Source organism: Collinsella intestinalis (assembly GCF_902364775.2).
Lineage (GTDB): Bacteria > Actinomycetota > Coriobacteriia > Coriobacteriales > Coriobacteriaceae > Collinsella.
Map to the genome: position 1 here is coordinate 187,564 of NZ_CABJEU020000002.1, position 23,366 is coordinate 210,929.

17 protein-coding genes are annotated in these 23,366 nt (G+C 63.4%); 16 read left to right on the forward strand and 1 reads right to left on the reverse strand.

The annotated features are described in order from the left end of the window. Positions 1-37: 37 nt before the first annotated feature. The 6 genes from pstB (at position 38) to FY258_RS06590 (ending at position 6,037) form a co-directional block, all read left to right on the forward strand. Complete coding sequence (gene pstB, locus FY258_RS06565) at positions 38-931, forward strand: phosphate ABC transporter ATP-binding protein PstB (RefSeq protein WP_220396019.1); 894 nt, start codon at positions 38-40, stop codon at positions 929-931. Positions 932-1,080: 149 nt separating this feature from the next. Continuing rightward, positions 1,081-1,794 carry a response regulator transcription factor gene (locus FY258_RS06570; protein ID WP_118104332.1) on the forward strand — a complete coding sequence of 238 codons (714 nt, stop codon included), beginning with the start codon at positions 1,081-1,083 and terminating at the stop codon, positions 1,792-1,794. Continuing rightward, complete coding sequence (locus FY258_RS06575) at positions 1,791-3,218, forward strand: sensor histidine kinase (RefSeq protein ID WP_118104333.1); 1,428 nt, start codon at positions 1,791-1,793, stop codon at positions 3,216-3,218. Before FY258_RS06570 ends, FY258_RS06575 begins: the two co-directional genes overlap by 4 nt. Positions 3,219-3,396: 178 nt before the next feature. Beyond that, positions 3,397-4,077, forward strand: a complete 681-nt coding sequence (locus FY258_RS06580) for a transaldolase family protein (RefSeq protein WP_118104335.1) — start codon at positions 3,397-3,399, stop codon at positions 4,075-4,077. 192 nt (positions 4,078-4,269) lie between these two features. After that, complete coding sequence (locus FY258_RS06585) at positions 4,270-5,091, forward strand: transketolase (protein ID WP_118104337.1); 822 nt, start codon at positions 4,270-4,272, stop codon at positions 5,089-5,091. Between the two features lie 4 nt (positions 5,092-5,095). Then, entirely contained in the window at positions 5,096-6,037 is a 942-nt protein-coding gene (locus FY258_RS06590) for a transketolase family protein (protein WP_118104339.1), read from the forward strand. A 219-nt stretch (positions 6,038-6,256) separates the two neighbouring features. Here the strand turns inward: FY258_RS06590 and FY258_RS06595 are convergent, their stop codons facing one another. Beyond that, positions 6,257-7,222, reverse strand: coding sequence for a putative endonuclease domain-containing protein (locus FY258_RS06595; protein ID WP_118104341.1), 966 nt, complete (start codon positions 7,220-7,222; stop codon positions 6,257-6,259). Positions 7,223-7,692: 470 nt separating this feature from the next. Here FY258_RS06595 and htpG point away from each other — a divergent pair, with 470 nt between their 5' ends. From htpG to tmk, 10 genes are all read left to right on the forward strand, one after another. Next, on the forward strand, positions 7,693-9,717 hold the full coding sequence (htpG, locus tag FY258_RS06600) for a molecular chaperone HtpG (RefSeq protein WP_118104343.1): 2,025 nt from the start codon (positions 7,693-7,695) through the stop codon (positions 9,715-9,717). Positions 9,718-9,942: 225 nt separating this feature from the next. Next, positions 9,943-12,504, forward strand: coding sequence for a YhgE/Pip domain-containing protein (locus FY258_RS06605; protein WP_118104345.1), 2,562 nt, complete (start codon positions 9,943-9,945; stop codon positions 12,502-12,504). After that, a complete protein-coding gene (locus tag FY258_RS06610; protein ID WP_118104347.1) occupies positions 12,505-14,715 on the forward strand; it encodes a YhgE/Pip domain-containing protein in 2,211 nt (736 codons plus the stop codon). It begins immediately after the preceding gene. Between the two features lie 966 nt (positions 14,716-15,681). Then, positions 15,682-16,986 carry an aspartate aminotransferase type Ic gene (locus tag FY258_RS06615; protein ID WP_118104351.1) on the forward strand — a complete coding sequence of 435 codons (1,305 nt, stop codon included), beginning with the start codon at positions 15,682-15,684 and terminating at the stop codon, positions 16,984-16,986. Then, the gene (locus FY258_RS06620; RefSeq protein ID WP_118104353.1) at positions 16,987-17,784 is read left to right on the forward strand and encodes a tetratricopeptide repeat protein; all 798 of its coding nucleotides are present in this window, start codon (positions 16,987-16,989) and stop codon (positions 17,782-17,784) included. 39 nt (positions 17,785-17,823) lie between these two features. Continuing rightward, on the forward strand, positions 17,824-18,138 hold the full coding sequence (locus FY258_RS06625; protein WP_118104355.1) for an STAS domain-containing protein: 315 nt from the start codon (positions 17,824-17,826) through the stop codon (positions 18,136-18,138). A gap of 124 nt (positions 18,139-18,262) precedes the next feature. Beyond that, the gene (locus FY258_RS06630) at positions 18,263-18,820 is read left to right on the forward strand and encodes a Sec-independent protein translocase subunit TatA/TatB (RefSeq protein WP_182279461.1); all 558 of its coding nucleotides are present in this window, start codon (positions 18,263-18,265) and stop codon (positions 18,818-18,820) included. Continuing rightward, positions 18,820-19,614, forward strand: coding sequence for a twin-arginine translocase subunit TatC (tatC, locus tag FY258_RS06635; protein WP_182279462.1), 795 nt, complete (start codon positions 18,820-18,822; stop codon positions 19,612-19,614). Before FY258_RS06630 ends, tatC begins: the two co-directional genes overlap by 1 nt. A 482-nt stretch (positions 19,615-20,096) precedes the next feature. After that, complete coding sequence (locus tag FY258_RS06640) at positions 20,097-22,682, forward strand: DNA topoisomerase I (protein WP_118104361.1); 2,586 nt, start codon at positions 20,097-20,099, stop codon at positions 22,680-22,682. Between the two features lie 3 nt (positions 22,683-22,685). After that, the gene (gene tmk / locus FY258_RS06645; RefSeq protein WP_118104363.1) at positions 22,686-23,366 is read left to right on the forward strand and encodes a dTMP kinase; all 681 of its coding nucleotides are present in this window, start codon (positions 22,686-22,688) and stop codon (positions 23,364-23,366) included.

Consider the following 23,366-nt stretch of genomic DNA (forward strand, 5'->3'; position numbering starts at 1 on the left):
AGTGCGGGTCGTACCATGCTGAGAGCTATGAGCAAGAATGCGAGGAGGCTCGAAGGTGGACTACACGCCCGAGGATAGCGCCCAGGCGATGGCGCGTGCGGCCGAGGAGGCTGCTCTGCGCGAGCGGGGTGACGCGCCCATGGTTCCCGCCGGTGCGGGGAGCGAGGTCGCCCCTGTGCACAAGACGCGTATCTCCGTCGAGAACGTGAACCTGTACTATGGCGACCATCATGCGCTGAAGGACGTTTCGATCGATATTCCCGAGCGCGAGATCACCTCGTTTATCGGGCCGTCCGGCTGCGGCAAGTCGACCTTGCTGCGTTGCCTGAACCGTATGAACGATTACGTGAAGGACTGCCGTGTCGAGGGCTCCATCAAGCTCGATGGCCGTGACATTTACGCCGATTACAACACCACGCTGCTGCGCCAGCGCGTGGGCATGGTGTTCCAGCATCCCAATCCGTTCCCCATGAGCATCTACGACAATGTCGCCTACGGGCCGCGCGGTGCCGGCGTGAAGAGCCGCAGCGAACTCGATGCGCTGGTGGAGGATTCCCTGCGTCGTGCCGCCCTGTGGGACGAGGTCAAGGACAAGCTCAAGGAGTCCGGTCTGAGCCTGTCCGGCGGCCAGCAGCAGCGCCTGTGCATCGCCCGCGCCATCGCGGTGCAGCCCGAGGTCCTGCTTATGGACGAGCCCACCTCTGCGCTCGACCCGATCTCGACGGTCCAGGTCGAGCAGCTCGCCATGGAGCTCAAGCGCGACTACACGCTCGTGGTGGTTACCCATAACATGCAGCAGGCCTCGCGCATCTCCGACTCCGTGGCTTTCTTCCTGCTGGGCGAGCTCGTCGAGCACGCGCCCACCACGCAGATGTTCAAGGCTCCGCGCGATCAGCGCACCGCCGATTACCTCACCGGTCGTTTCGGTTAATCGAGCAGGCCGGACGTGCGTCCCGCATACGGTGCCCTGGCGCCGTGCGCGGGGCGTATGCCGTTGTATCGGCGCGGGACGGTCAAGACCGCTCGGCGGTGCCGTCCAGTGGGTAGAATTGTCGAAACGGTCGAGGAGGTATCGTTCGCATGATTTATTACGTCGAAGACGATGACAACATCAGGGGTCTGACCCTGTACGCCCTGCGCCAGCAGGGTATCGAGGCAGAGGGTTTCAGCTGCGACAGCGAGTTCAAGGCCGCCGTCGCCCGCCGTGTGCCCGACGCCGTGCTCCTCGACATCATGCTTCCCGATACCGACGGTCTCGAGATCATGCACCGCTTGCGCGCCGACCAGGCGACCGCGACGGTGCCCATCATGATGCTCACCGCGAAGGACTCGGAGCTCGATAAGGTCGTCGCTCTCGATGGCGGCGCCGATGACTACCTGGCAAAGCCCTTCTCCCTCATGGAGCTCACGAGCCGTTGCCGCGCGCTGCTGCGCCGTGGCGGCATGATGAGCCGTCCCGCCCCCGAGATGCTGAGCGTGGGCGGTATCGAGCTCTCGCCGAGCCACCGCGAGGTCCGCGTGGATGGCCATGAGCTCAAGCTCACCCTGCGAGAGTTCGATTTGCTTGAGTACCTCATGCGCAAACCCGGTGTCGTCTTCACGCGTGAGTCGCTGCTCCAGAGCGTGTGGGGTTGGGATTTCGACGGCGGTTCGCGCACCGTCGACGTGCACGTCCAGACCTTGCGCCAGAAACTCGGTTCGCATGCCGATCGCATCGAGACGGTTCGCGGCGTGGGCTATCGCCTGGTCGATCGTGCCGCGGCCGATGAGGCCGTTGCGGATTCCGCCGAATGAGCAGCCGCCAGTCGCTGTCGAGGCGCGTATTCGCGACCATCCTGGGGATGTCGCTCACAACCATCATCGTGTTCGCCCTCGCCCTTACCTTGATCGTGCAGCAGCGGCTCGTCCATGCGACGAGCGCCGAGCTCGCCGACGAGGCCCGCGTGGTCGCGGCTTCGCTCAATAGCGCCCCCAGCCATCTCACCATGCTGCGTCGACTGCATTTGGAGAACATCCGCGTCACCCTGGTCGATCCCGATGGCGATGTCCTGTTCGACAGCGATACCGACGCGAGCAAGATGGAGGATCATGCCGACCGTCCCGAGATCGAGCAGGCCGTTTCGACGGGATACGGTTCCGCCGAGCGTTCGAGCACAACGCTGGGCGAGGTCATGCTCTATCAGGCGGTGCGCCTTGCCGACGGCAGTGTGGTGCGCATTGCCGAGGGAGAAGCGGGATACCTGGCCATCCTGGGAACGCTGTCCTTGCCCGTCGTCCTCATGGTCGTCGGCGGCGCCGTCGTTGCCGTCGTCGTTGCGCGGCGCGAATCGCATCGCATCATCGAGCCCTTGCTCGAGGTCGATCTCGATCATCCGCGCCGCAATGTCCAAAACGCCTATTCCGAGATGGAGCCCATGTTGGAGCGTATCGAGAGCCAGCGTCAGGAGCTCAAGCGCCAGATGCGCGTGCTGGCCGATAACGACCGCATGCGCCGCGAGTTCACCGCCAACATCACGCACGAACTCAAGACCCCGCTCACCACGGTCTCGGGATATGCCGAGCTCATCGCCAACGGTCTCGTGACCGACGAGGCGGATTTGCGCGACTTCGGACGGCGCATCTACAGTGAGGCGGGGCGTCTCACCTCGCTGGTGAACGACATCCTCACTCTCTCCAACCTCGACGAGGCCGAGCGCTCCGAAGGGGATTCGGCTGCGGCGGCCCTCGGCGCACGGGAGCCCATCGACCTCCCGCTCATGCTCGACGGAATCGTCCAGCGTCTCGAACAGGTCGCATCGCGTTCGGAGATCGATCTGGATTTGGATTGCGCGCCGGCTATGGTGACCGGCGTGCCCCGCCTGGTCGACGAACTCGCCTACAACCTGACGAGCAACGCCATTCGATACAACCATCCGGGCGGGTCGGTGACCCTCTCGTGCGGCGTCGAGGCTACGCCGGATTGCGATTGCCCCACGCCTTACATTCGGGTTGCCGACACGGGCATAGGCATCGCACCCGAGGAGCAGGAGAAGATCTTCGAGCGCTTCTACCGGGTTGACAAGAGCCGCTCCAAGGCGCGCGGCGGCACTGGCCTGGGCCTTGCCATCGTGAAGCACGCTGCGTCGTACCACGGCGCCCGCATCGAGCTCGAGAGTGAACTCGGCCGCGGCACCACGATCACCGTGCGGTTCCCTGCCCAGGAGCAGATCGAGGTTTAAACCGGTACGCGGGGCCGCTGCCCGCCCCCGTTGGCTCGTTCATGCCGCTTGCGCGCAGGTTGCTACCGTTGGGTGGCGGCTAACACGTTTCAGCTCGAAGCCCTTGCCCGCCCGATGCGGTCCCTTGTGGCTCCGTGCGTATACTGGCCCTGTGGCACAGCGTGAGAAAGGGTCTGCCTTGAAGTTCTTCATCGATACCGCGAACCTGGAAGAGATCGCCGAGGCGAAGAGCTGGGGATGCCTGGCCGGCGTCACCACCAATCCGAGCCTGTACGCCAAGACGGGCGGCGCCCTCGCCGACTTCGAGCCCCATATGCAAAAGATCGCCGAGCTCTGCAAGGGTCTGCCGGTGTCGGCTGAGACCACGGCGACGACGGTCGATGGCATGGTCGCCGACGGGCGACGGCTCGCCGCGCTCGCCCCGAATATCGTCATCAAGCTGCCCATCTGCGAGGCCGGTCTGGCTGCATGCCGAATCCTGGCCGATGGGGGCATTCGCGTGAATATGACACTCATCTTCTCCGCGACCCAGGCGTTGCTGGCCGCCAATGCCGGCGCCCGCTACATCTCGCCGTTCGTTGGTCGCTACGACGACATCGCGTTGGATGGCATCTCGCAGCTCGCGGACGTGATCACTTGCATCAAGAACTACGACTGGTCCGGCAAGAACCCGGACGGCGTGGTCGAGATCATCACCGCCTCGGTGCGCACGGCCAACCATGTGGTCCAAGCTGCCCTGTTGGGTGCCGATATCGCCACCGTCCCCATGAAGGCGCTCAAGAAATGCCTCCATCATCCGCTCACCGATGCCGGCATTGCAGCCTTCGAGGCCGACTGGGAGCGCGTTGCAAACGCGTGAGACGAGGGGTCGGTAAAGTGTCTCACCGGTTTGGTGACCCAGTTGTGGTAAAGCGCTTTATCGCAGGTAAACACCCTTGTTTGCGAAAAAAATAGTTTTGAATTTACCGTCTGCGAGCGCCCTGTTCGCCGATTGTCCCGTTATGATTGTCGCGTACATTACGCACCGCTCACCCACAAGGAGGCATCGTCCATGAGCGATGAGGAACTCATCCAGGTTGCCAATGAGGTCAGGAAGGGGGTCGTGATCGGCACGCACGCAGCGAAGTCCGGACACCCCGGTGGTTCGCTCGGCGCCGCCGACATCATCACCTACCTCTACTTCGAGGAGATGAACGTCGACCCGGCAGACCCGCGTCGCGCCGACCGCGACCGTTTTGTGCTCTCCAAGGGCCACTGCGCTCCCGCGCTGTATGCGGCCCTCGCCGAGCGCGGCTTCTTCCCCAAGGAGGACCTCGAGTCCCTGCGCCATGTCGGCTGCCACCTTCAGGGCCACCCCAACATGAACGACACCCCGGGCGTCGACATGTCCACCGGCTCCCTGGGCCAGGGCGTCTCGGCTGCCGTGGGCATGGCGCTCGCCGCCAAGCACTGGGGCGATGCCTATCGCACCTACTGCTTGCTTGGTGACGGCGAGATCGAGGAGGGCCAGGTCTGGGAGGCCGCCATGTTCGCGGGCAACCAGCAGCTGGACAACCTCTGCCTGATCGTCGACCACAACGGCCTGCAGATCGACGGCAGCATCGAGGAGGTCAACTCCGCGATGCCCATCGCCGACAAGTTCGCCGCGTTCAAGTTCCATGTGATCGAGCTGGCGGACGGCAATGACATGGCCCGGGTCCGCGCTGCCTTCGAGGAGGCCCGCTCCGTCACCGGCAAGCCGGTGTGCATCGTGGCCGAGACGGTCAAGGGCAAGGGCGTCTCCTTCATGGAGGGCCAGGTGGGCTGGCACGGCAAGGCCCCCAACGACGAGCAGTTCGAGCAGGCCATGGCCGAGCTCGCGAAGGAGGCTTAAAGCTATGGCAGACGAGAAGAGAATCGCTACCCGCGTGAGCTACGGCGAGACCCTGGTCGAGCTTGGCGCGGAGCACGACGACTTCCTGGTCTTCGATGCCGACCTCGCGGCTGCGACCCAGACGGCCAAGTTCAAGGCCGCCTTCCCCGATCGCTTCTACAACGCCGGCATCGCCGAGGGCAACATGATGGGCCTCGCCGCGGGTGTCGCCACTACCGGCCGCGTCGCCTTTGCGAGCACCTTTGCCATGTTCGCCGCCGGCCGCGCCTACGAGCAGATTCGCAATTCCATCGGCTATCCGCACCTCAATGTGAAGATCGGCGCGACTCACGCCGGCATTTCCGTGGGCGAGGACGGCGCCACGCACCAGTGCAACGAGGACATCGCCCTCATGCGCACCATCCCCGGCATGACGGTGGTCGTCCCCGCCGACGACGTGGAGGCCCGCGCTGCGACGCGTTGCGCCTACGCCACCGATGGCCCGTTCTACCTGCGTCTTGGTCGCCTGGCCGCGCCGGTGATCAACAACCCCGAGAGCTATGAGTTCGAACTCGGCCGCGCCATCGTGATGCGCGAGGGCACCGACGCGACCGTCGTCGCCTGTGGCCTCATGGTCTCCGCTGCGCTCGAGGCGGCCGACGCGCTCGCCGCCGAGGGCATCTCCGTCGAGGTCATCAACATGCACACCATCAAGCCGCTCGACGAGGACACTCTGCTTGCCTCCGCGGCCAAGACCGGCCACGTGGTCACGGTCGAGGAGCATTCCGTCATCGGCGGATTGGGCGAGGCCTGCGCCGCCGTTCTGTGCGAGAAGGCCCCCGTCCCCATGCGTCGCGTGGGCGTGCAGGATGTGTACGGCGAGTCCGGTCCCGCACTCGAGCTGCTGGACAAGTACGGCCTGAACGCCGAGGGCATCGCCTCCGCCGTTCGCGAGATGCTGGCCTAACGGATTTCCTCAGTTTGTTCGCGGTATGCAATGCAACGCGGCGTCGCTCTGATTGCGGCGCCGCGTTTTCTTAGGATGGCTGCATTGTGTTCGCGGCCGCACGCCGGATCCGCTGATGGGGTTGCGGCGGCTTTGGGACGGCCTGCTTTGGGACGGCCGGCCTTCGAGGGGCTTTTGTCGCGACTGCCTCCAGGCGCCCGATGGCTTTTTGCGTGATTGTTAGAACTCGTTGCTGCCATACGCCTTGATGGCGGGCATGAGTTGCATGCGCAGAAGCTTTTGAAGCGTGCGGTATCCGGTGACCCGAATACGCTTCCGGATTCCCAATGCGCGAAACAGATCGGTGACGAGTTGCTGAAAGAGATGCTCATCAATCAGGTCTTCATACCAAACGTTCAGTATCGTGAAGCCCGATCCGACGATCTTATTCTGCCTTCGCGCGTCGCGTCCCGCCGCTTCGATTGAGTGGAATTCCTTGCCTTGATACTCCAGTCCGACACGCTGTTTGGGGAAGGCGATGTCGACGCGTCTTTGCCCTACGGGGGTTGCAACGGGATGGTTCAGCGAGATGGGGCCAAGGCCAAACCCGCCCTTTGTGGTCGGCAGGGATACGAGCATGGCCAGAGTGGTTTCCATGGGGGAATTTGACAGGTCGTGTACATGCTTAATCAGGTTTCTAGCTCGTTTGATGCCGGGGACTCTATGGATGGAATTGATGAGCCTGCCGATTTTCTCGGTTGATGTGAGGGACTCATCGATGCACGTGAGGCCGTCCCACGAATCGTCGAGCACGTAGGTTCCACAAAGCTCATATCCCAAGGAGATGATGTCGAAATCGCTCAGTTCTTCATCTGCGCAAATCTGGATGAAGGTGAGCTCGGGGCTCGTTACCCAAAAACCTTTGTCGATTTTAATGAGCGACCGAGGTGGAAGCGGGTGATAGCAAGCGACGGCATGAATGTCCCGCCGTGGGTTGTATCCGTGGTTGCCATCGACCAGGACATGGTAGGGTTGCTTGGTGACGCCGCGTGCGGTCATGTCGTCTTCCAGAAATTGTCGCGGCGGGACCATGAGTCCGGTGACCTTGCCGGTCCTCGGCTTATCGAGTAGCGTCGGGATGAGGCGCTTGCTCGACCGATATAGCTCAAGTGCGGAGGCGCCGCACGCGCAAACAATTCCTTCCATGCATAGACGATACATCCTTTTGGCCATGCTGGCCGATAATTGTAAGAGTGGTCAAAAAGAAGCCCTATACAGTGTTTGGCGCGGCGAATAGGGAGAAACGCGCCGAGTGCATCGGGGTGAAAGTCGCGTTATGCCGCTCGTGGATGTCATATTTTTGCCGAGAGTTGCGATTCGTGGGGGATGCGCCCGCGCACAGAAGGTTTCACAAGATCAGATTACTGTATGAATGATCTATTTGACCGAAGCCGCCGAAATGAATAGTTAGCAGAAGGGTTGCGGGCCTGCGCGGTCGACGATTTGCGGAATGGCTCATGAAAAGCAATTGTGTCATCTGAATCTAAGTGATTATGACTTAGGTTTTATGAGTGCAATTGTGGGTACCATGAAAGTCGTTCAACAACGATGCGCCGGTCTTGGGCGTATCGGTCGGCGCGAGCCGACCAGCAAACGGCAGAAAGGGCATTTCGAGCATGCAGCAATTCAAAACGGAGAGCAAGAAGCTCCTGGACCTCATGATCAACTCGATCTACACCAACAAGGAGATCTTCCTGCGCGAGCTCATCTCCAACGCTTCAGACGCGGTGGACAAGCTCAACTTCAAGAGCCTTTCCGACTCGAGCATTCAGCTGGGCGACGAGGACCTCGCCATTCGCGTTTCTTTCGATCGCAATGCCCGCACCCTCACCGTGTCTGACAACGGCATCGGCATGACCGCCGAGGATCTCGAGAACAACCTCGGCACCATCGCCCATTCTGGCAGCCAGGAGTTCAAGCAGGCCAACGCCGAGCACCAGGGCTCCGACGTGGACATCATCGGTCAGTTCGGCGTGGGCTTCTACTCCGCGTTCATGGTCGCCTCGCGCGTTCGCGTTGTCAGCCGCGCCTTCGGCGAGGACGTCGCACACGTGTGGGAGTCCGATGGCCTCGAGGGCTACACCATCGAGGAGGGCGAGCGCTCCGAGCACGGTACCGACGTCATCCTCACCATTCGCGAGAACATCGAGGGCGAGAACGGAGAGCCCGGCGAGAACTACGATACCTTCCTGTCTGAGTGGGGCCTGAAGGACCTCATCAAGCGCTATAGCAACTACGTGCGCTACCCGGTTCAGATGATGGTCACCAAGAGCCGTGAGAAGGAGCGCCCCGAGGATGTCGGCGATGACTATACGCCGGAGTATGAGGACTACGAGGAGCTCGATACCATCAACTCCATGACCCCGATTTGGAAGAAGCGCAGCTCCGATGTGTCCGACGAGGACTACAACGAGTTCTACAAGTCGACCTTCCATGACTTCGAGGACCCGGCTCGCACGGTGAGCTTCCATGCCGAGGGCACGCTCGAGTATGACGCGCTGCTGTTCATCCCCAGCCGCGCCCCGTTCGACCTGTACAGCAAGGACTACGAGAAGGGCCTCGCGCTCTACAGCTCCAACGTCTTGATCCAGGACAAGTGCGCTGAGCTGCTGCCCGATTACTACAACTTCGTGCGCGGTGTGGTGGACTCCCAGGACGTCTCGCTCAACATCTCCCGCGAGACCCTGCAGCACGATCGACAGCTCAAGGCCATCGCCAAGCGCATTGAGAAGCGCGTGACGAGCGAGCTCGAGAAGATGCGCGACAGCGACCGTGAGAACTACGAGACCTTCTTCGAGAATTTCGGCCGCGGCCTCAAGTTCGGTATCTACTCCAGCTACGGCATGAAGGCCGACGAGCTGGGCGATTTGCTGCTGTTCTGGAGCGCGCGCGAGAACAAGATGGTGACGCTCGCCGAGTACGCCGCCGCCATGCCCGAGGGCCAGAAGGCCATCTACTACGCCGCCGGCGACGACCGCGAGCGCCTTGCCAAGATGCCCGTGGTCAAGGGCGTTCTCGATCGCGGTTATGACGTGCTGCTGCTCACGGCGGACGTGGACGAGTTCACCTTCCAGGCCATGCGCGGCTACACCGCCAAGAACTGCCCTAAGGTCTACGAGGACGACGCTGCCCGCGAGGCTGCCGCGAAGGCCGTGGCCGATGGCGCCGAGCCGGAGACCGAGGATCGTTTCCTCGAGCTCAAGAATGTGGCGACCGGCGATCTCGACCTGGCGACCGAGGACGAGAAGAAGGATGCCGAGCAGGCCACCAAGGAGCACGGCGACCTGTTCGACGCCATGAAGGAGGCCCTGGGCGACAAGGTCGAGAAGGTCGCGGTTTCTGCTCGCCTGACCGACGCGCCCGCCTGCATCACCACCGAGGGCCCGCTGTCGCTCGAGATGGAGAAGGTCCTCGCCCGCGGCCCCGAGGCCGATCGCGGCGAGATGCCCAAGACCCAGCGCGTGCTCGAGCTCAACGCCAAGCACGCTGTGTTCGACAAGCTCGTTGCCGCACATGACGCCGGTGACAAGGACAAGCTCGCGCTGTACGCCGGCTTGCTCTACGATCAGGCGCTGCTCGTCGAGGGCATTCTGCCGGCCGATCCGGTTGCCTTTGCCCAGAGCGTCTGCGAACTCATGTAGGCGAGCTCGAGAACGATATGCCGGCCCATATGCCGGCCGATCCGCCGGGGCGCTCCAGACGGGGCGCCCCGGCTTTTTCATGGTGGGGACTCATGACGGATTCCTGGTAGTTTGCAGAAAGTATTAAGACGCACGTCAGATACCGTTACAACTGTAGTTTTACTAACGTGCGTAGTATAGTTCTGCACCGAACAATAAATCTCGAGGTCAAAGGATGAGGCAAGCGTGAGAAAAGCATGGGAGATCTTCAAGCGCGATGTGCTCCGCCTGTTGCACAATCCGGTGGCGATGGTCATCACCGTCGGTGTGTGCATCATCCCGTCCCTGTACGCCTGGTACAACATCGAGGCGAACTGGGACCCCTACGGCAGCACCGAGGGCGTCAAGATCGCAGTCGCCAACGAGGATGCGGGTGTGGAGACCGAACTCACGGGCAAACTCAACGCTGGCGAGCAGACGATCGACAAACTCAAGGAGAACCACGATCTGGGCTGGGTCTTCACGGATGCGAAGAAGGCCGAGGAGGGCGTGCGGCGCGGTGATTACTACGCCGCCATCGTGATTCCGCGCGACTTCAGCGAGAAGCTCACGAGCATGCTCACGGGCGATTTCGAGCAGCCCGAACTCACGTATTACGTGAACGAGAAGAAAAACGCCATCGCCCCGAAGGTGACCGATACCGGTGCCGAGACCATCGAGACCCAGCTCAACGAGACCTTTGTGGGTACGGTCACGAGCACGCTCGTGACCGAGGCGAAGGAACTCGGCGTGGATATCGATGCGGCGGGGGAGAGCGCGCACGTTGGCGTGATGGCCGATGTGGCCCATTCGGTGGATGCGCTCGACCGGGTTCGTTCGGGTCTGTCCGATATGAACGCCACGATCGACGCGGCCAAGAAGGCCGCCGCCGATGCGAAGTCGGCCCTCACCGGCATGGACGAGGAGGCCCCCTCGCTTGTCGAGGCGCTTCAGCGTGGCGACGCCTTGTTGGGAACCACGCGCTCTGCCGCCCGCGATTTCCACACGGCGCTTTCGAGCGCGCTTTCAAACGGTGCCATGCATCTGGGCACTGCGGCTTCCGACGCGAACAGCGCGGTGGGCGCGATCGCCGGCGCGGCGAGCTCGGCAAAAACCAAGATCGACATCTCCCTCATCGACTTCCAATCCGTGATCGACTCCAATACGCGCGCCATCGAGGCGCTGCGCAAGATCAACGGTCAGCTGGGCAACAGCGGCGACATTGAGATCGCGATTCGCGAGCTCGAGCGCCAGAACCAGGGGCTGCAGCAGGTCAAAGACGGCCTGCAGGGCCAAAGCGATGCCCTGGGCAACGACGCCGCGGCTTTCGATAAGGCCTCGGGTGCCATGAACGATGCCATTCAGGGAAGCGTCGAGGGACTCGGCAAGACTCAGAAGCGCATCAACGAAGAGGTCATGCCTCGCCTGAGCGATGGCTTGGATGCGTTTTCAAGCGTCTCCGGCGACCTCGTCGGCGTGGTGCGGAGCCTGTCGCCGACCATCGGCCAGTCAATCTCGATGCTCGACCAGCTCGACGCCATGCTCGACCAGACCCGTCAGGCGCTTGCCAGCTCCGATAAGACCCTTGCCGATTTGCAGACGACGCTCGGAAGCGTCGCGACCGACCTCTCCGCTCTCCGCAGCTCCGAGGCAACGGCCGATCTCGCCACCATTCTCGACATGGATCCGGAGGACATGTCTGATTTCATGTCCGCTCCCGTGACGTTGCGCACGGAGCCGGTCTACCCGGTTGCCAATTACGGTTCCGGCGTAACGCCCTTCTACACCAATCTCGCGCTGTGGGTTGGCGGCTTCGTGCTCATCGCCATCTTCAAGCTCGAGGTCGATGACGAGGGCTTGGGTCGCTTCACGGCGAACCAGGGCTACTTCGGTCGTTGGATGCTCATGGTCCTGCTCGGCTTTGTCCAGTCGATCATCGTGTGCGCGGGCGACCTCGTCCTCGGTATCCAGTGCGAGCATCCGGCGTTGTTCATGCTCGCCGGCGTGTTCACCTCGTTCGTGTACGTGAACATCATTTACGCCCTGGCGATCTCGTTCAAGCACATCGGCAAGGCCATCGGCGTCATCCTCGTGATCGTGCAGATCCCGGGTTCCTCGGGCATGTACCCCATTGAGATGATGCCCGGCTTCTTCCAGGCGCTGCATCCTCTGCTGCCTTTTACGTATGGCATTAACGCGATGCGCGAGACCATCGGCGGCATGTACGGCATGGATTACCTGATGAACCTCGTCGCCCTCGGTGTATTTTTGCTGATCGCCCTGTTCGTGGGCGTGTGGCTGAGGCCCAAGCTGCTCAATCTCAACCTGCTCTTCGACCGCGAGCTCACGGGTACGGGCGTGATGATCTGCGAGCACGATGATATGGCGCGCGAGCACTTCTCGCTCCGCTCCACCGTGCGCGCACTGTTGGATACCGAGGCGTATCGCCGCGACGTGGTCGAGCGCGCCGCGCGTTTCGAGCGTCGCTATCCCACCCTCATCAAGACGGGTTTCTGCCTTGTGTTCGGCCTGCCCATCCTGTTGTTCATCCTTACGGCAACGCTCGATTTGGACATCGACGGCAAGCTCGTGATGCTGCTGCTGTGGATCGTCGCCGTGATCGGTGCCGACGCGTACATGATCTTCGTCGAATACCTGCGCCGGAGTTTGAGGGACCAGGTGCATATGAGCGGCCTGCCCGCCGATGAGATGCGCCGTGAGCTGGGCCGCACCATGCCCTGCGTGCATGAGGAAGGAGGCGAGGAGTAGATGAGGAACATCATTGCCATTTTCAAGCGGGATCTCTCCCGCATTCGTGGAAGCGTGGTCGCGCTCATCGTGGCGGTCGGTCTGGTGATCGTTCCCACGCTGTACGCGTGGTTCAACATCGCCGGCAGCTGGGACCCCTACGGCAACACCGGCAACCTCAAGGTGGCCGTTGCAAACTCCGACAACGGGTACATGAGCGACCTCATCCCGGTGCGCGTGAACATCGGAGACACGGTGGTGTCCGCCCTGCGCGAGAACGACCAGTTGGACTGGAGGTTCGTGAGCGAATCCGACGCCGTGGAGGGCGTCCGCTCGGGCGAGTACTACGCCGCGGTGGTTATCCCCGAGAATTTCAGCTCGCGCATGATGACCGTGTTCTCCAGCGATGCGGAGTATGCCGAGATCGTGTACTACGAGAATCAGAAGGCGAATGCGATCGCTCCGCGCGTGACCGATAAGGCTGCGAGCACCGTGCGCCAGCAGATCGATGAGACCTTTGCAAAGACCATCAGCGATGTTGGCCTGGCAACCACTTCGAGCTTGCTTGAGTTCATGGATGGCGATCAGATCGCGGCCTACGCCGGCAACCTGTCGGGCACGTTGGCCGGTGCCATCACGACCTTGCGTGACGCCTCTGGAAGCGTGGACGAGTTCGCGGGACTGTTGCAGTCCTCCACCGGCCTGCTCGATTCGACGAGCGATTTGCTGGCGAGCGCCGGCACGGCGAACAAGGATGCCGAGGCCCTTGTGGGCGACGCGAAAACGGGTTTGAGCGGCATGCACGATGCGCTGGATGCTGCGGTTGCGGCCATCAACCAGTCCCTTAAGGACAGCGCTGGCGATTACGACGCCGCCGCGAAGGCCATCGACGAGGCCTTTGGCTCCGCCGACGAGCACGTGTCTTTGACGGTCATCCAGCTGCGCGATGCATCCGCAGACGTGGCCAAGCGGGCCTCCGACATGCGTGACGTGCAAGGTAACATCCTCGCCGTCGAGCGTGATGTCGAGGGGTCCGACCTGCCTGAGAAGCTCAAGGCCGAGCTGGTGCAGAAGATTGATATCGTCGCCAATACCGTGGGCAACGTCGCCAACCAGCAAGAGTTGCTCGCCAAGCACCTCTCCGATGCGGCTGCGTCGCTCGAGACGGGAGCCGCCGATGCGCGGGCGAAGGCGCAGGCCGTGAAGGACGGCATCGCCGAGGCGAAGGGGAGCATCGGCGGCGTCAAGGATTCCTATAATGCGACTCTCAAGCAGCAGATCAGCGACCTTTCCGATGCCGTGGCCGATGTCGCCCGGCGCGGTTCCGATATGGCCGACGACCTGGGCGCGACTGTGACCGACCTGTCCCGTGCCGCGTCGACGCTCTCCGATGACCTGGCCGGGGCCCACGCGGTTCTCACCGATGCGTCTGCCGATCTCGTGTCCGCCGCCGATGACCTACAGCGTCTGAAGGAGGGCCTGGACACCGCAGTGACCTCAGGCGACCTCGACCGCGTGCGCGAGCTCATCGGTTCCGACCCTGCGGCCCTCGCCGACGCCCTCGCAGCGCCGGTGGCCCTCGACCGTCAGGCCGTGTATCACATCAAGAACTACGGCAGCGCGATGGCTCCGTTCTACACCACGCTTTCGATTTGGGTCGCGGGTATCGTTTTGGCGGCCATGCTCAAGGCCAATGTCGACGAGGCCGACGTCAAGGCCCTTGGCAACCCGCGCCTGCACGAGCTCTACCTCGGTCGCTATGCGTTCTTCGCGCTGTTGGCATTCGCGCAGGCCACGCTTGTGTGCGCCGGCGACCTGCTGTTCTTCGGCATTCAGTGCGAGCATCCCTTCCAGTTCATGCTCGTGGGCTGGCTCGCTGGGTTCGTGTTTAGCAACATGATCTACACGCTCACGGTGAGCTTCGGCGATATCGGCAAGGCCATTGCGGTCGTGCTGCTGGTCATGCAGGTCGCGGGTTCGGGCGGTACCTTCCCGATCGAGATGACCGCCGACTTCTTCCAGGCTGTTTACCCGTTCCTGCCGTTCACGCACGCCATCAACGCCATGCATGCCGCCATGGCGGGGGCGTACGGCATGGAATTCTGGATCGAACTCGGCACGCTTGCACTGTACCTCATCCCGTCTTTGGCTCTGGGCCTGGTGTTCCGCCGCCCGGTGATTCGCGCCAACCGCTGGATCATCGAGAAGCTCGAGGAAACCAAGCTCATGTAGCGTCGCAATTGGGGACAGGTACAAATTGCTCCCTTTGGCATTCGGGCGCCCGCCTGCGCAGATGCGCCGGCGGGCGCCTGCTTTTGTGCGGGTCGATCAAGACGATCGCGGCGGATCGCGACATGGAAAGGGCCTCCTTGCGGAGGCCCTTTCGCCGAGTCTGCTTGTTGGTGCTGCGGTTATGCCATGGACTGCTGCAATTGCGGCACGTCGAGGGCGTCGAGCAGGTCGTTGTACGAGCGAAGGAGGTTGACTCGCTGGTTGCTCGACCGTGTACAGGTGGTGGGTTCGAGGAGGCCCTTTCTCTGTGTCGGGGGGAAGGAGAAATGGTTCGCACATCTGAGCTGCGGCCGGGGGGTCCGGGCGCGCTGGACATCGTAAAACGACGGCATGCTCGGGCCTCCTCGTCATCCACCGGTACGGGCGCCTTTGGGCCTCGCTGCTGGCCCTCGGGTGCTGTCATCATTATTGCCAGTGCGGCCCGTCTTATCCGCATAAGAAAGTCTTACGAGACTTTGCCCGAGCGATGAAATGCGAGGTCAGAAGCAATAAATGGGGAAATTGGCCCCTGTGGACTCCGTCGCGTCTTACGTACACCTTAAGAAATCGACCGTTCACCATGGTGCTTCTGTGGCAGCCCTGTCGTGGAATTGTGAAGCGACGAGGAGGCGCTCCAATTGGGGGTGGGCGCAAACCGAGGCTTTGCCCGGGCCTGCCGTCGGCCCGGCATCGAAGGTGACTCAATTCGTACCTGGTCCCGAAGGTGCCCCGAAGGTGCCCAATTCGTACCTGGCCCCATTTGAGACCCTCGCCCCATTTGAGACGGGCATGAGACTCTACACATTCTGTGCGGCTATGGAGTGGGGCCTGGTAAACCACGTATACTGTTTCGATGCGAAGCGATGCAGCGTAGCGGGGTCGTCGCGGTGACGCCCCTCTCGTTTCGCGATGAGAAAGGGAACCGTCATGCAGACGATGTATCAAACGATGAACGACGTCGAGCTGGCCGCCGCCATCGACGATCTCGAGGCACGCGTCGCCGAGGTCAAGGCGCGCGAGCTCAAGCTCGATATGGCTCGCGGCAAGCCGTCGCCCGAGCAGGTGGCCATCTCCCGCCCCATGCTCGACCTGCTCAGCGCCGACTCCGACCTTACCGACGGCGGCGTGGACTGCAGCAACTACGGCTGCTTCGAGGGCATCCCCTCCGCCCGCGCGCTCGCCGGGGAGTTTTTGGGCGTCGATCCGTCCCAGACGCTCGTGCTCGGTAGCTCCAGCTTGCTGATCGAGCATGATTCCGTGGCCATGTGCTGGCTCAAGGGCACGTGCGGCCATGCTCCGTGGTCCGAGTTCTCCGCCGCGCATGACGGTGCGCGCGTCAAGTTCCTCTGCCCCGCGCCCGGCTACGACCGCCACTTCGGCATCACCGAGGATCTGGGTATCGAGAACGTTCCCGTGCGCATGACCGAGAACGGTCCGGACATGGACGAGGTCGAGCGCCTCGTCGCGGCCGACGAGGGCATCAAGGGCATCTGGTGCGTCCCCAAGTATTCCAACCCCACGGGCGACACCTACTCCGACGAGACGGTCCGTCGCCTCACCTCGATGAAGACGGCCGCCCCCGATTTCCGCATCTTCTGGGACAACGCCTACTGCGTGCACGACCTGTATGACGAGGGCGACGAGCTTCTCAACGTCTTCGACGCCGCGCGCGAGGCCGGCAACGAGGACCGCGTGATCGCCTTCGCCTCCACCTCCAAGATCACCTTCCCCGGTGCTGGCGTGGGTTTTGTTGCCGCCTCTCCTGTGGTCATCAAGGAGATCGCGCATCACCTGCAGGCTGGTCTTATCAGCGCCGACAAGCTCAACCAGCTGCGTCACGTGCGCTTCCTGCCCGACTTGGACGCCGTGCGCGCCCATATGCGTCGTCATGCCGAGTTCATGCGCCCGCGCTTCGAGTGCGTCGATGCCAAGCTGCATGAGGGCCTGGACGGCACCGGTTGCGCCACTTGGACGCATCCGCGCGGCGGCTATTTCGTGAGTTTCGACGGCCCCGAGGGCTCCGCCAAGCGCGTGGGCGCCCTGTGCCGCGAGATGGGCGTCACTCTCACCCCGGCAGGCGCCACCTGGCCCTATGGCGAGGACCCGCACGATACCAACATCCGCATCGCCCCGAGCTATCCCAGCGTTGAGGATCTTTCCTCCGCGCTCGAGGTGCTCGTGTTGGCCGTCAAGCTCGTGAGCGCCCAGCTCGCGCTCGAGGAGCGTGCCTAAATGACCGACGATTTCGACGAGTTCTTCGACGACGAGCTGGCTGAGGCGGAGTCCGTGCCCGAGCCCGCATCCGATAACGTCGCCGAGGCGGATGGGCGTCGCCCGTCTGCCGAGCCCGCCGCTCCGGCCAACTCCGATCCCGCCCGCCCGCAGCGTCAGTCCCCGCCGTTTTGGATGGTGCTCGCCATCGCCGGCATCTCGCTGGTGCTCGGCGTGGTGATCGGCTACCTCGTGGGCACCACGGTGACCATCAACGAGCTGGGCTCGCGCGAGCCCGAGGCCGCCTCCGAGGATGCTTCGGTCGAGATGCCCGAGGGCCATCCCGACGTCGAGCTTGACGAGGAGGGTAACGCCAAGGTGGCCGACGGTTCCGCCGCCCCCGTATCAGATGACCCGCTCACGCTGGCCAACAACTTCTTCGATATGGGCATGTCCGCCATGAACGGCGCCAAGAGCGAGGAGGACCAGCTAAAGGCCCGGGACGTCTTCAAGCAGGCCATCGTCCACTACGACGAGTACCTTGCGAACAACGCCTCTCCGGCGGCCGAGGTGGATCGCGCCATCTGCGTGTTCTACGCCGGTGAGCATGAGCAGGCCATCGCGGACCTCGAGGCTTTCGTCGCGCGCGACGTCACGTTCGCGCCCGCATGGGCGAACCTCGGCATGTTCTACGAATCCCACGGCGATGCGGACAAGGCCGAGAAGGCCTATCGCAAGGCCGTCGACACCGCCGCCGAGGACGATACCTACGGTGTGGGCGATTACGCCCGCGAGCGCCTCGAGGCGCTGAGCAAGTAAACGATCGCGCCGAGCGCGACTCAATCGAAAGGCATGGATATGGAACTCGCCATCACTACGCATCCCAGTGCAGAGCGCTACCTTATCGCCGTCGAGGGCGAGATCGACATCTCGAACGCCGACAAGCTCCGCAACGCAATCGATCTGGCCCTCGAGCAGCCCACCGAGCGCGTCGAGCTCGATTTCTCCCAGGTTCCCTATATCGATTCCACGGGCATTGGCGTGCTGGTCGGCGCCGCCCGCCGCGCCTCCGACCGCAAGCGCACCCTGTCGATCACGGGCGCCCAGCCGAACGTCCTGCGCGTCGCGCAGCTTTTGGGCGTCGATAAGGACATTAGCATCAGCGCAGCGTAAGGCTTTATCCGTATGGCGACTCGTCGCGGGGCGTGGCGCACGGCGGCGCTATACTTGGAATATTGCCGCTTTGGACGGCGCACGGAGCGCCGCATGGACATTTGAGGAAACTGGGAGGTATCCCGTGCTAGGAATTGGATCGACCGAGCTGGTCATCATCCTGGTCTTTGGCTTCTTGCTGTTCGGTCCCGACAAGCTGCCGCAGATGGGCCGCACCATCGGCCGTGCCCTGCGTCAGTTCCGTGAGACGCAGGAGAAGCTGACCGCCGTCGTCCAGACCGAGGTCGTGGACCCCATGGCCGCCGCTGCCAAGGCCCCCAAGGTGGCCGTTGCCGCGGAGGACGAGGATGCCGACGCCGAGGGCTCCGCTTCAACTGAGGAGGCCCCGGTGCGCAAGGAGACCTTTGCCGAGCGCCGTGCCCGCCTGGCCGCGGAGCGCGCCGCCAAGGAGGCCGAGGCCGCTGCGGACGACGCCGAGGACGGCAAGAGCGCTCCCGCCGAGGATGCCCCTGCAGACGAGCCCGAGCCCGAGTCCGAGCAGCTGCCCGAGGAGGCTCCCGAACCCGAGGTGCTGACCACCGAGGACCTGTACGCCCGTCGTCCGCGCAAGCGCGCCGCGGCTCCCGCTGCGGAGGCCGAGGCCGCACCTGTCGAGGATGAGTCGAAGGGAGGGGAGCAGTAATGCCCATCGGACCCGCGCGCATGCCGCTCATGGACCATCTCGGTGAGCTGCGCCGTCGCCTCACCATCGTCGTCGTGTCGGTGCTCGCCGCCACCGTCTTCATGTATTTTGCCGCCCCCACGCTGGTTGACATCCTCAAGGACCCGATCAACGGTTCCCTGCAGCCCGGCGAGCAGCTTGCGGTCATGACCTCGCTCGGCGGCTTCTCCATCAAGTTCAACATCGCAATCAAGGTCGCGCTCGCCATGTGCACGCCCATGATTATCTGGCAGATTCTTGCGTTCTTCCTGCCGGCCCTGCGTCCCAATGAGCGCCGCTGGGTTGTCCCCACGGTGTTGGTTGCCACTATGCTGTTCTTCGCCGGCGTTATCTTCTGCTATGCCTTCATCGCACCGGCCGCCTTTGAGTGGCTGCTCGAGGAGACCCGCTCCATCGGCGCCGCCATGCCCCAGCTCGAGGATTTCATCAACACCGAGCTCTTGCTCATGATCGGCTTTGGCGTGTCGTTCGAGCTTCCGCTCATCGTGTTCTACCTGGCAGTGTTCCACATCGTGCCCTATGCTAGCTTCCGTGCGGCATGGCGTTACGTCTACGTGATCATGCTCGTGGTCTCCGCGTCCATCACGCCCGATGCCTCGCCTGTGACGCTGATCTTCATGTATGCGGTCATGCTGTCCCTGTACGAGGTCTCGCTCATGATCACCCGCTTTGTGGTGGTGGCGCGCGACGGCAAGGCCGGCCTCACCGAGAGCCGCCTGGGCCTCTTTGGCGACGACGAGGACGACGACGAGTAGTCGCACGGCACACGCCCAGGCGGGTGGCGTATGCCCTGACGGGCAGGATGCACCCGGGCACGCGGCGCGCATCCAACCGGACGGTCCAAGCTCGACCGAAGCACAATCGAAATGATGCCAAGAGCCCGGGATGAGGATCCCGGGCGCTTTCTTTTCCGTGCTCGAAATGCAGCCGAAGTCACAGCTCGAACAACAACCAAAGTCACAAAATAGGGTGCTCGAGCGTGACTTTGGTTGCATCTCAGCGATGTGGGGGGCGGCCGAGCAATACGAGGGCAGCCGAGCGACGCGGGGGCGGCCGAGCAATACGAAGGCTGCCGATGGGGGCAAAGGCAGCCGACTGAAGGCGTTTGCGAGTGGACCGAGGTTGATTCCTCTGCCGCAGCGTGGGCTTTTAGCGTGAACGGTAGAACTCGTGTACACTGACCCACACTATATATAAATACGTCTGGCGCACCCGCGCCGTACGAAAAGGAGCCCTTGTGAAGCTCGTCGTTGCAGAGAAGAACATCGCTGCGCAAAAGATCGCGCAGCTGCTGGCCGACGCCGGCGCGCCGAAGAACGACAAGGTCTATAACACGCAGGTCTACCGTTTTAAGGTCGACGGCGAGGACTGGGTCTCAATGGGCCTGGCCGGTCACATCCTCGCACCGGATTTCCCCGACGAGATCCTTTTCGACAAGAAGATGGGCTGGTACAGCCTGACCGAGGACGGAGAGGTGCTGCCTGCCGGCGTGCCCGACGACCTTGCCCGCCCGCCGTATGACACCAGGCGCAAGCCCTTCCTCGCAAACGGCATCAACATCAAGGGCTGGAAGGTCGAGAGCCTGCCGTACCTCACATGGTCGCCGATCATCAAGAACCCCGCGGAGAAGGAGATCATCCGCGTCCTCAAGAACCTCGCCAAAAAGGCCGACGAGGTCATCATCGCCACGGACTTCGACCGCGAGGGCGAGCTCATCGGTTCTGACGCCCTCAACATGATTCGCGAGGTGGCCCCTGAGCTGCCCGCGCGCCGCGCCCGCTACTCCGCCCTCATCAAGGGTGAGGTCACCGAGGCCTTTGCCAACCTGGTCGAGCTCGACCAGGATTTGGCCGACGCCGGTGAGTCCCGCCAGTACATCGACCTCATTTGGGGCGCGGTCCTCACGCGCTACCTCACACTCGCCAAGTTCGGTGGCTTTGGCAACGTGCGCTCCGCCGGTCGCGTGCAGACCCCCACGCTCGCCCTGGTGGTCGAGCGCGAGCGCGAGCGCATGGCCTTCGTGCCCGAGGATTACTGGCAGATTCGAGGGCTTGGCGAGGCCTCCGACCAGGAGTTCAAGATCGCCCACACCACGGCGCGCTTCACGGACAAGGCGGCTGCCGAGGCTGCGTTCTCGCACGTCGAGGGCGCGACTACGGGCACCGTCACCGCTGTGGCTAAGCGCAGTCGCAAGCAGCAGCCTCCAGTGCCGTTCAACACCACCGCGCTGCAGGCGGCAGCGGCGGCCGAGGGCATCAGCCCCGCGCGCACCATGCGCATCGCCGAGTCCCTCTACATGAGCGGTTTCATCTCCTATCCCCGTGTCGATAACACGGTGTATCCCAAGACGCTGGACATCGAGGGCATCGTGCGCGGCCTGGCCTCCGGCACCCCGGCGCTCGCGCCCGTGTGCAAGAAGATCCTCGCCGGCCCGCTCACACCTACGCGCGGCAAGGTCGAGACCACCGACCACCCGCCGATCCATCCCACTGGCCAGGGCGATCCCACCACGCTCGACGGCGGCCAGCTCAAGCTCTACAACCTCATCGCCCGCCGTTTCCTGGCGACGCTCATGGGGCCCGCCACCATCGAGAACACCAAGCTGTCCATCGATGTCGGCGGCGAGCCGTTCGCCGCTAGCGGTGATGTGCTGGTGGAGGCCGGCTTCCGCGAGGCCTACCCGTATGGCCTCAAGCGCGACGAGCAGCTGCCTGCGCTGGCCGAGGGCGACGTCATCGACGTGCGCGACATCAAGCTCGAGGCCAAGCAGACCGAGCCGCCCGCGCGCTACAGCCAGGGCAAGCTCGTCCAGGAGATGGAAAAGCGCGGCCTGGGCACCAAGTCGACGCGCGCGAGCATCATCGAGCGCCTCTATGCGGTGCGCTACCTCAAGAACGATCCCATCGAGCCGAGTCAGCTCGGCATCGCCATTATCGACGCGCTCTCGGAGTTCGCGCCGCGCGTCACCACGCCCGACATGACCGCCGAGCTCGATGCCGACATGACCAAGGTCGCCGAGGGCGCCGACACGCAGGAGCACGTGGTGGACCACTCCCGCGCCCTGCTCGCCGGCATGCTCGATGCGCTCATCGAGCACAAGGACGATCTGGGCGAGGCGATCTCGGACGCCGTCACCGCCGACGCCCGCGTGGGCGCCTGCCCCACGTGCGGCAAAGACCTCGTCATGAAGACGAGCGCCAAGACGCGCGGCAGCTTTATCGGCTGCATGGGTTGGCCCGACTGCGATGTGACCTATCCCGTGCCCTCCGGCGTGAAAGTGAGCCCGCTCGAGGGCGAGGCCGCCGTATGCCCCGAGTGCGGCGCGCCGCGCATCAAGTGTCAGCCGTTCCGCCAAAAGGCCTACGAGCAGTGCGTGAATCCCAAGTGCCCCACCAACTACGAGCCCGACCTCAAGGTGGGCGAGTGCTCCGTGTGCGCCGAGGCGGGTCGTCATGGCGATCTGATCGCGCATAAGAGCGAGAAGAGCGGCAAACGCTTCATCCGTTGCACCAACTACGACGACTGCGGTGTGAGCTACCCGCTGCCCGCTCGCGGCAAGCTCTCCGCGACCGGCGAGGTCTGCGAGCACTGCGGCGCGCCCGTGGTGGTGGTCGAGACCGCGCGCGGCCCATGGCGCATCTGCGTGAATATGGACTGCCCCGGCAAGGAGAAGAAGCCCGCCCGCGGCAAGGCCGCCGCGAAGAAGACGGCTTCGACCGCCAAGAAGACCACTGCCAAGAAGACGACTACGAAGAAGACGACGGCGAAGAAGACCGCGGCGAAGAAAACGGCCGCCGAGAAGACCGCTACCGAGAAGGCGTAAAACATGAGTTCGCGAGGCCTGTTCATAACCGTCGAGGGGATCGACGGCTGCGGGAAGTCCACACAGGCAACCCTCATCGCGGCGGCACTCGAGGCCGCCGGTCACGATGCCTTGCGCCTGCGCGAACCGGGTGGCGTCAAGATCTCTGAGCAGATCCGTGCCATCCTGCTCGACCCCGCGAATGGCGAGATGGGCGATGTGTGCGAACTGCTGCTGTATGAGGCCGCCCGCGCCCAGCTCGTGCATCAGGTGATCAGGCCGGCGCTCGCCGCCGGCAAGGCGGTGGTCTGCGATCGCTTCTACGATTCCACCACGGCGTACCAGGCCTTTGCCGATGGTTTGGACCGCGGCATGGTGTCTCAGGCAAACGAGCTCGCGGTGGACGGTTGCCGTCCCGACCTCACGCTCGTGTTCGATCTGCCGGTCGAGGACGCCCTGCGCCGCCGTTCCGGCCGTGAAGCCGAGGATCGCCTCGAGCTCAAGGGCCTGGAGTTCCAAGAGCGCGTTGCTGCGGGTTTCCGCGCGGTTGCCGCCGATGAGCCGGATCGCGTGAAGCTGATCGATGCCGGCGGGTCCATTGCCGAGGTGTTTTCCAACGTTGTTACCGAGCTCCGATCGGCCGGTCTGTCCGTGTCCGAGGATGATGCCGCCGCGGCGCTGTCGGCGTGTCAGGGGAAGTGCTAG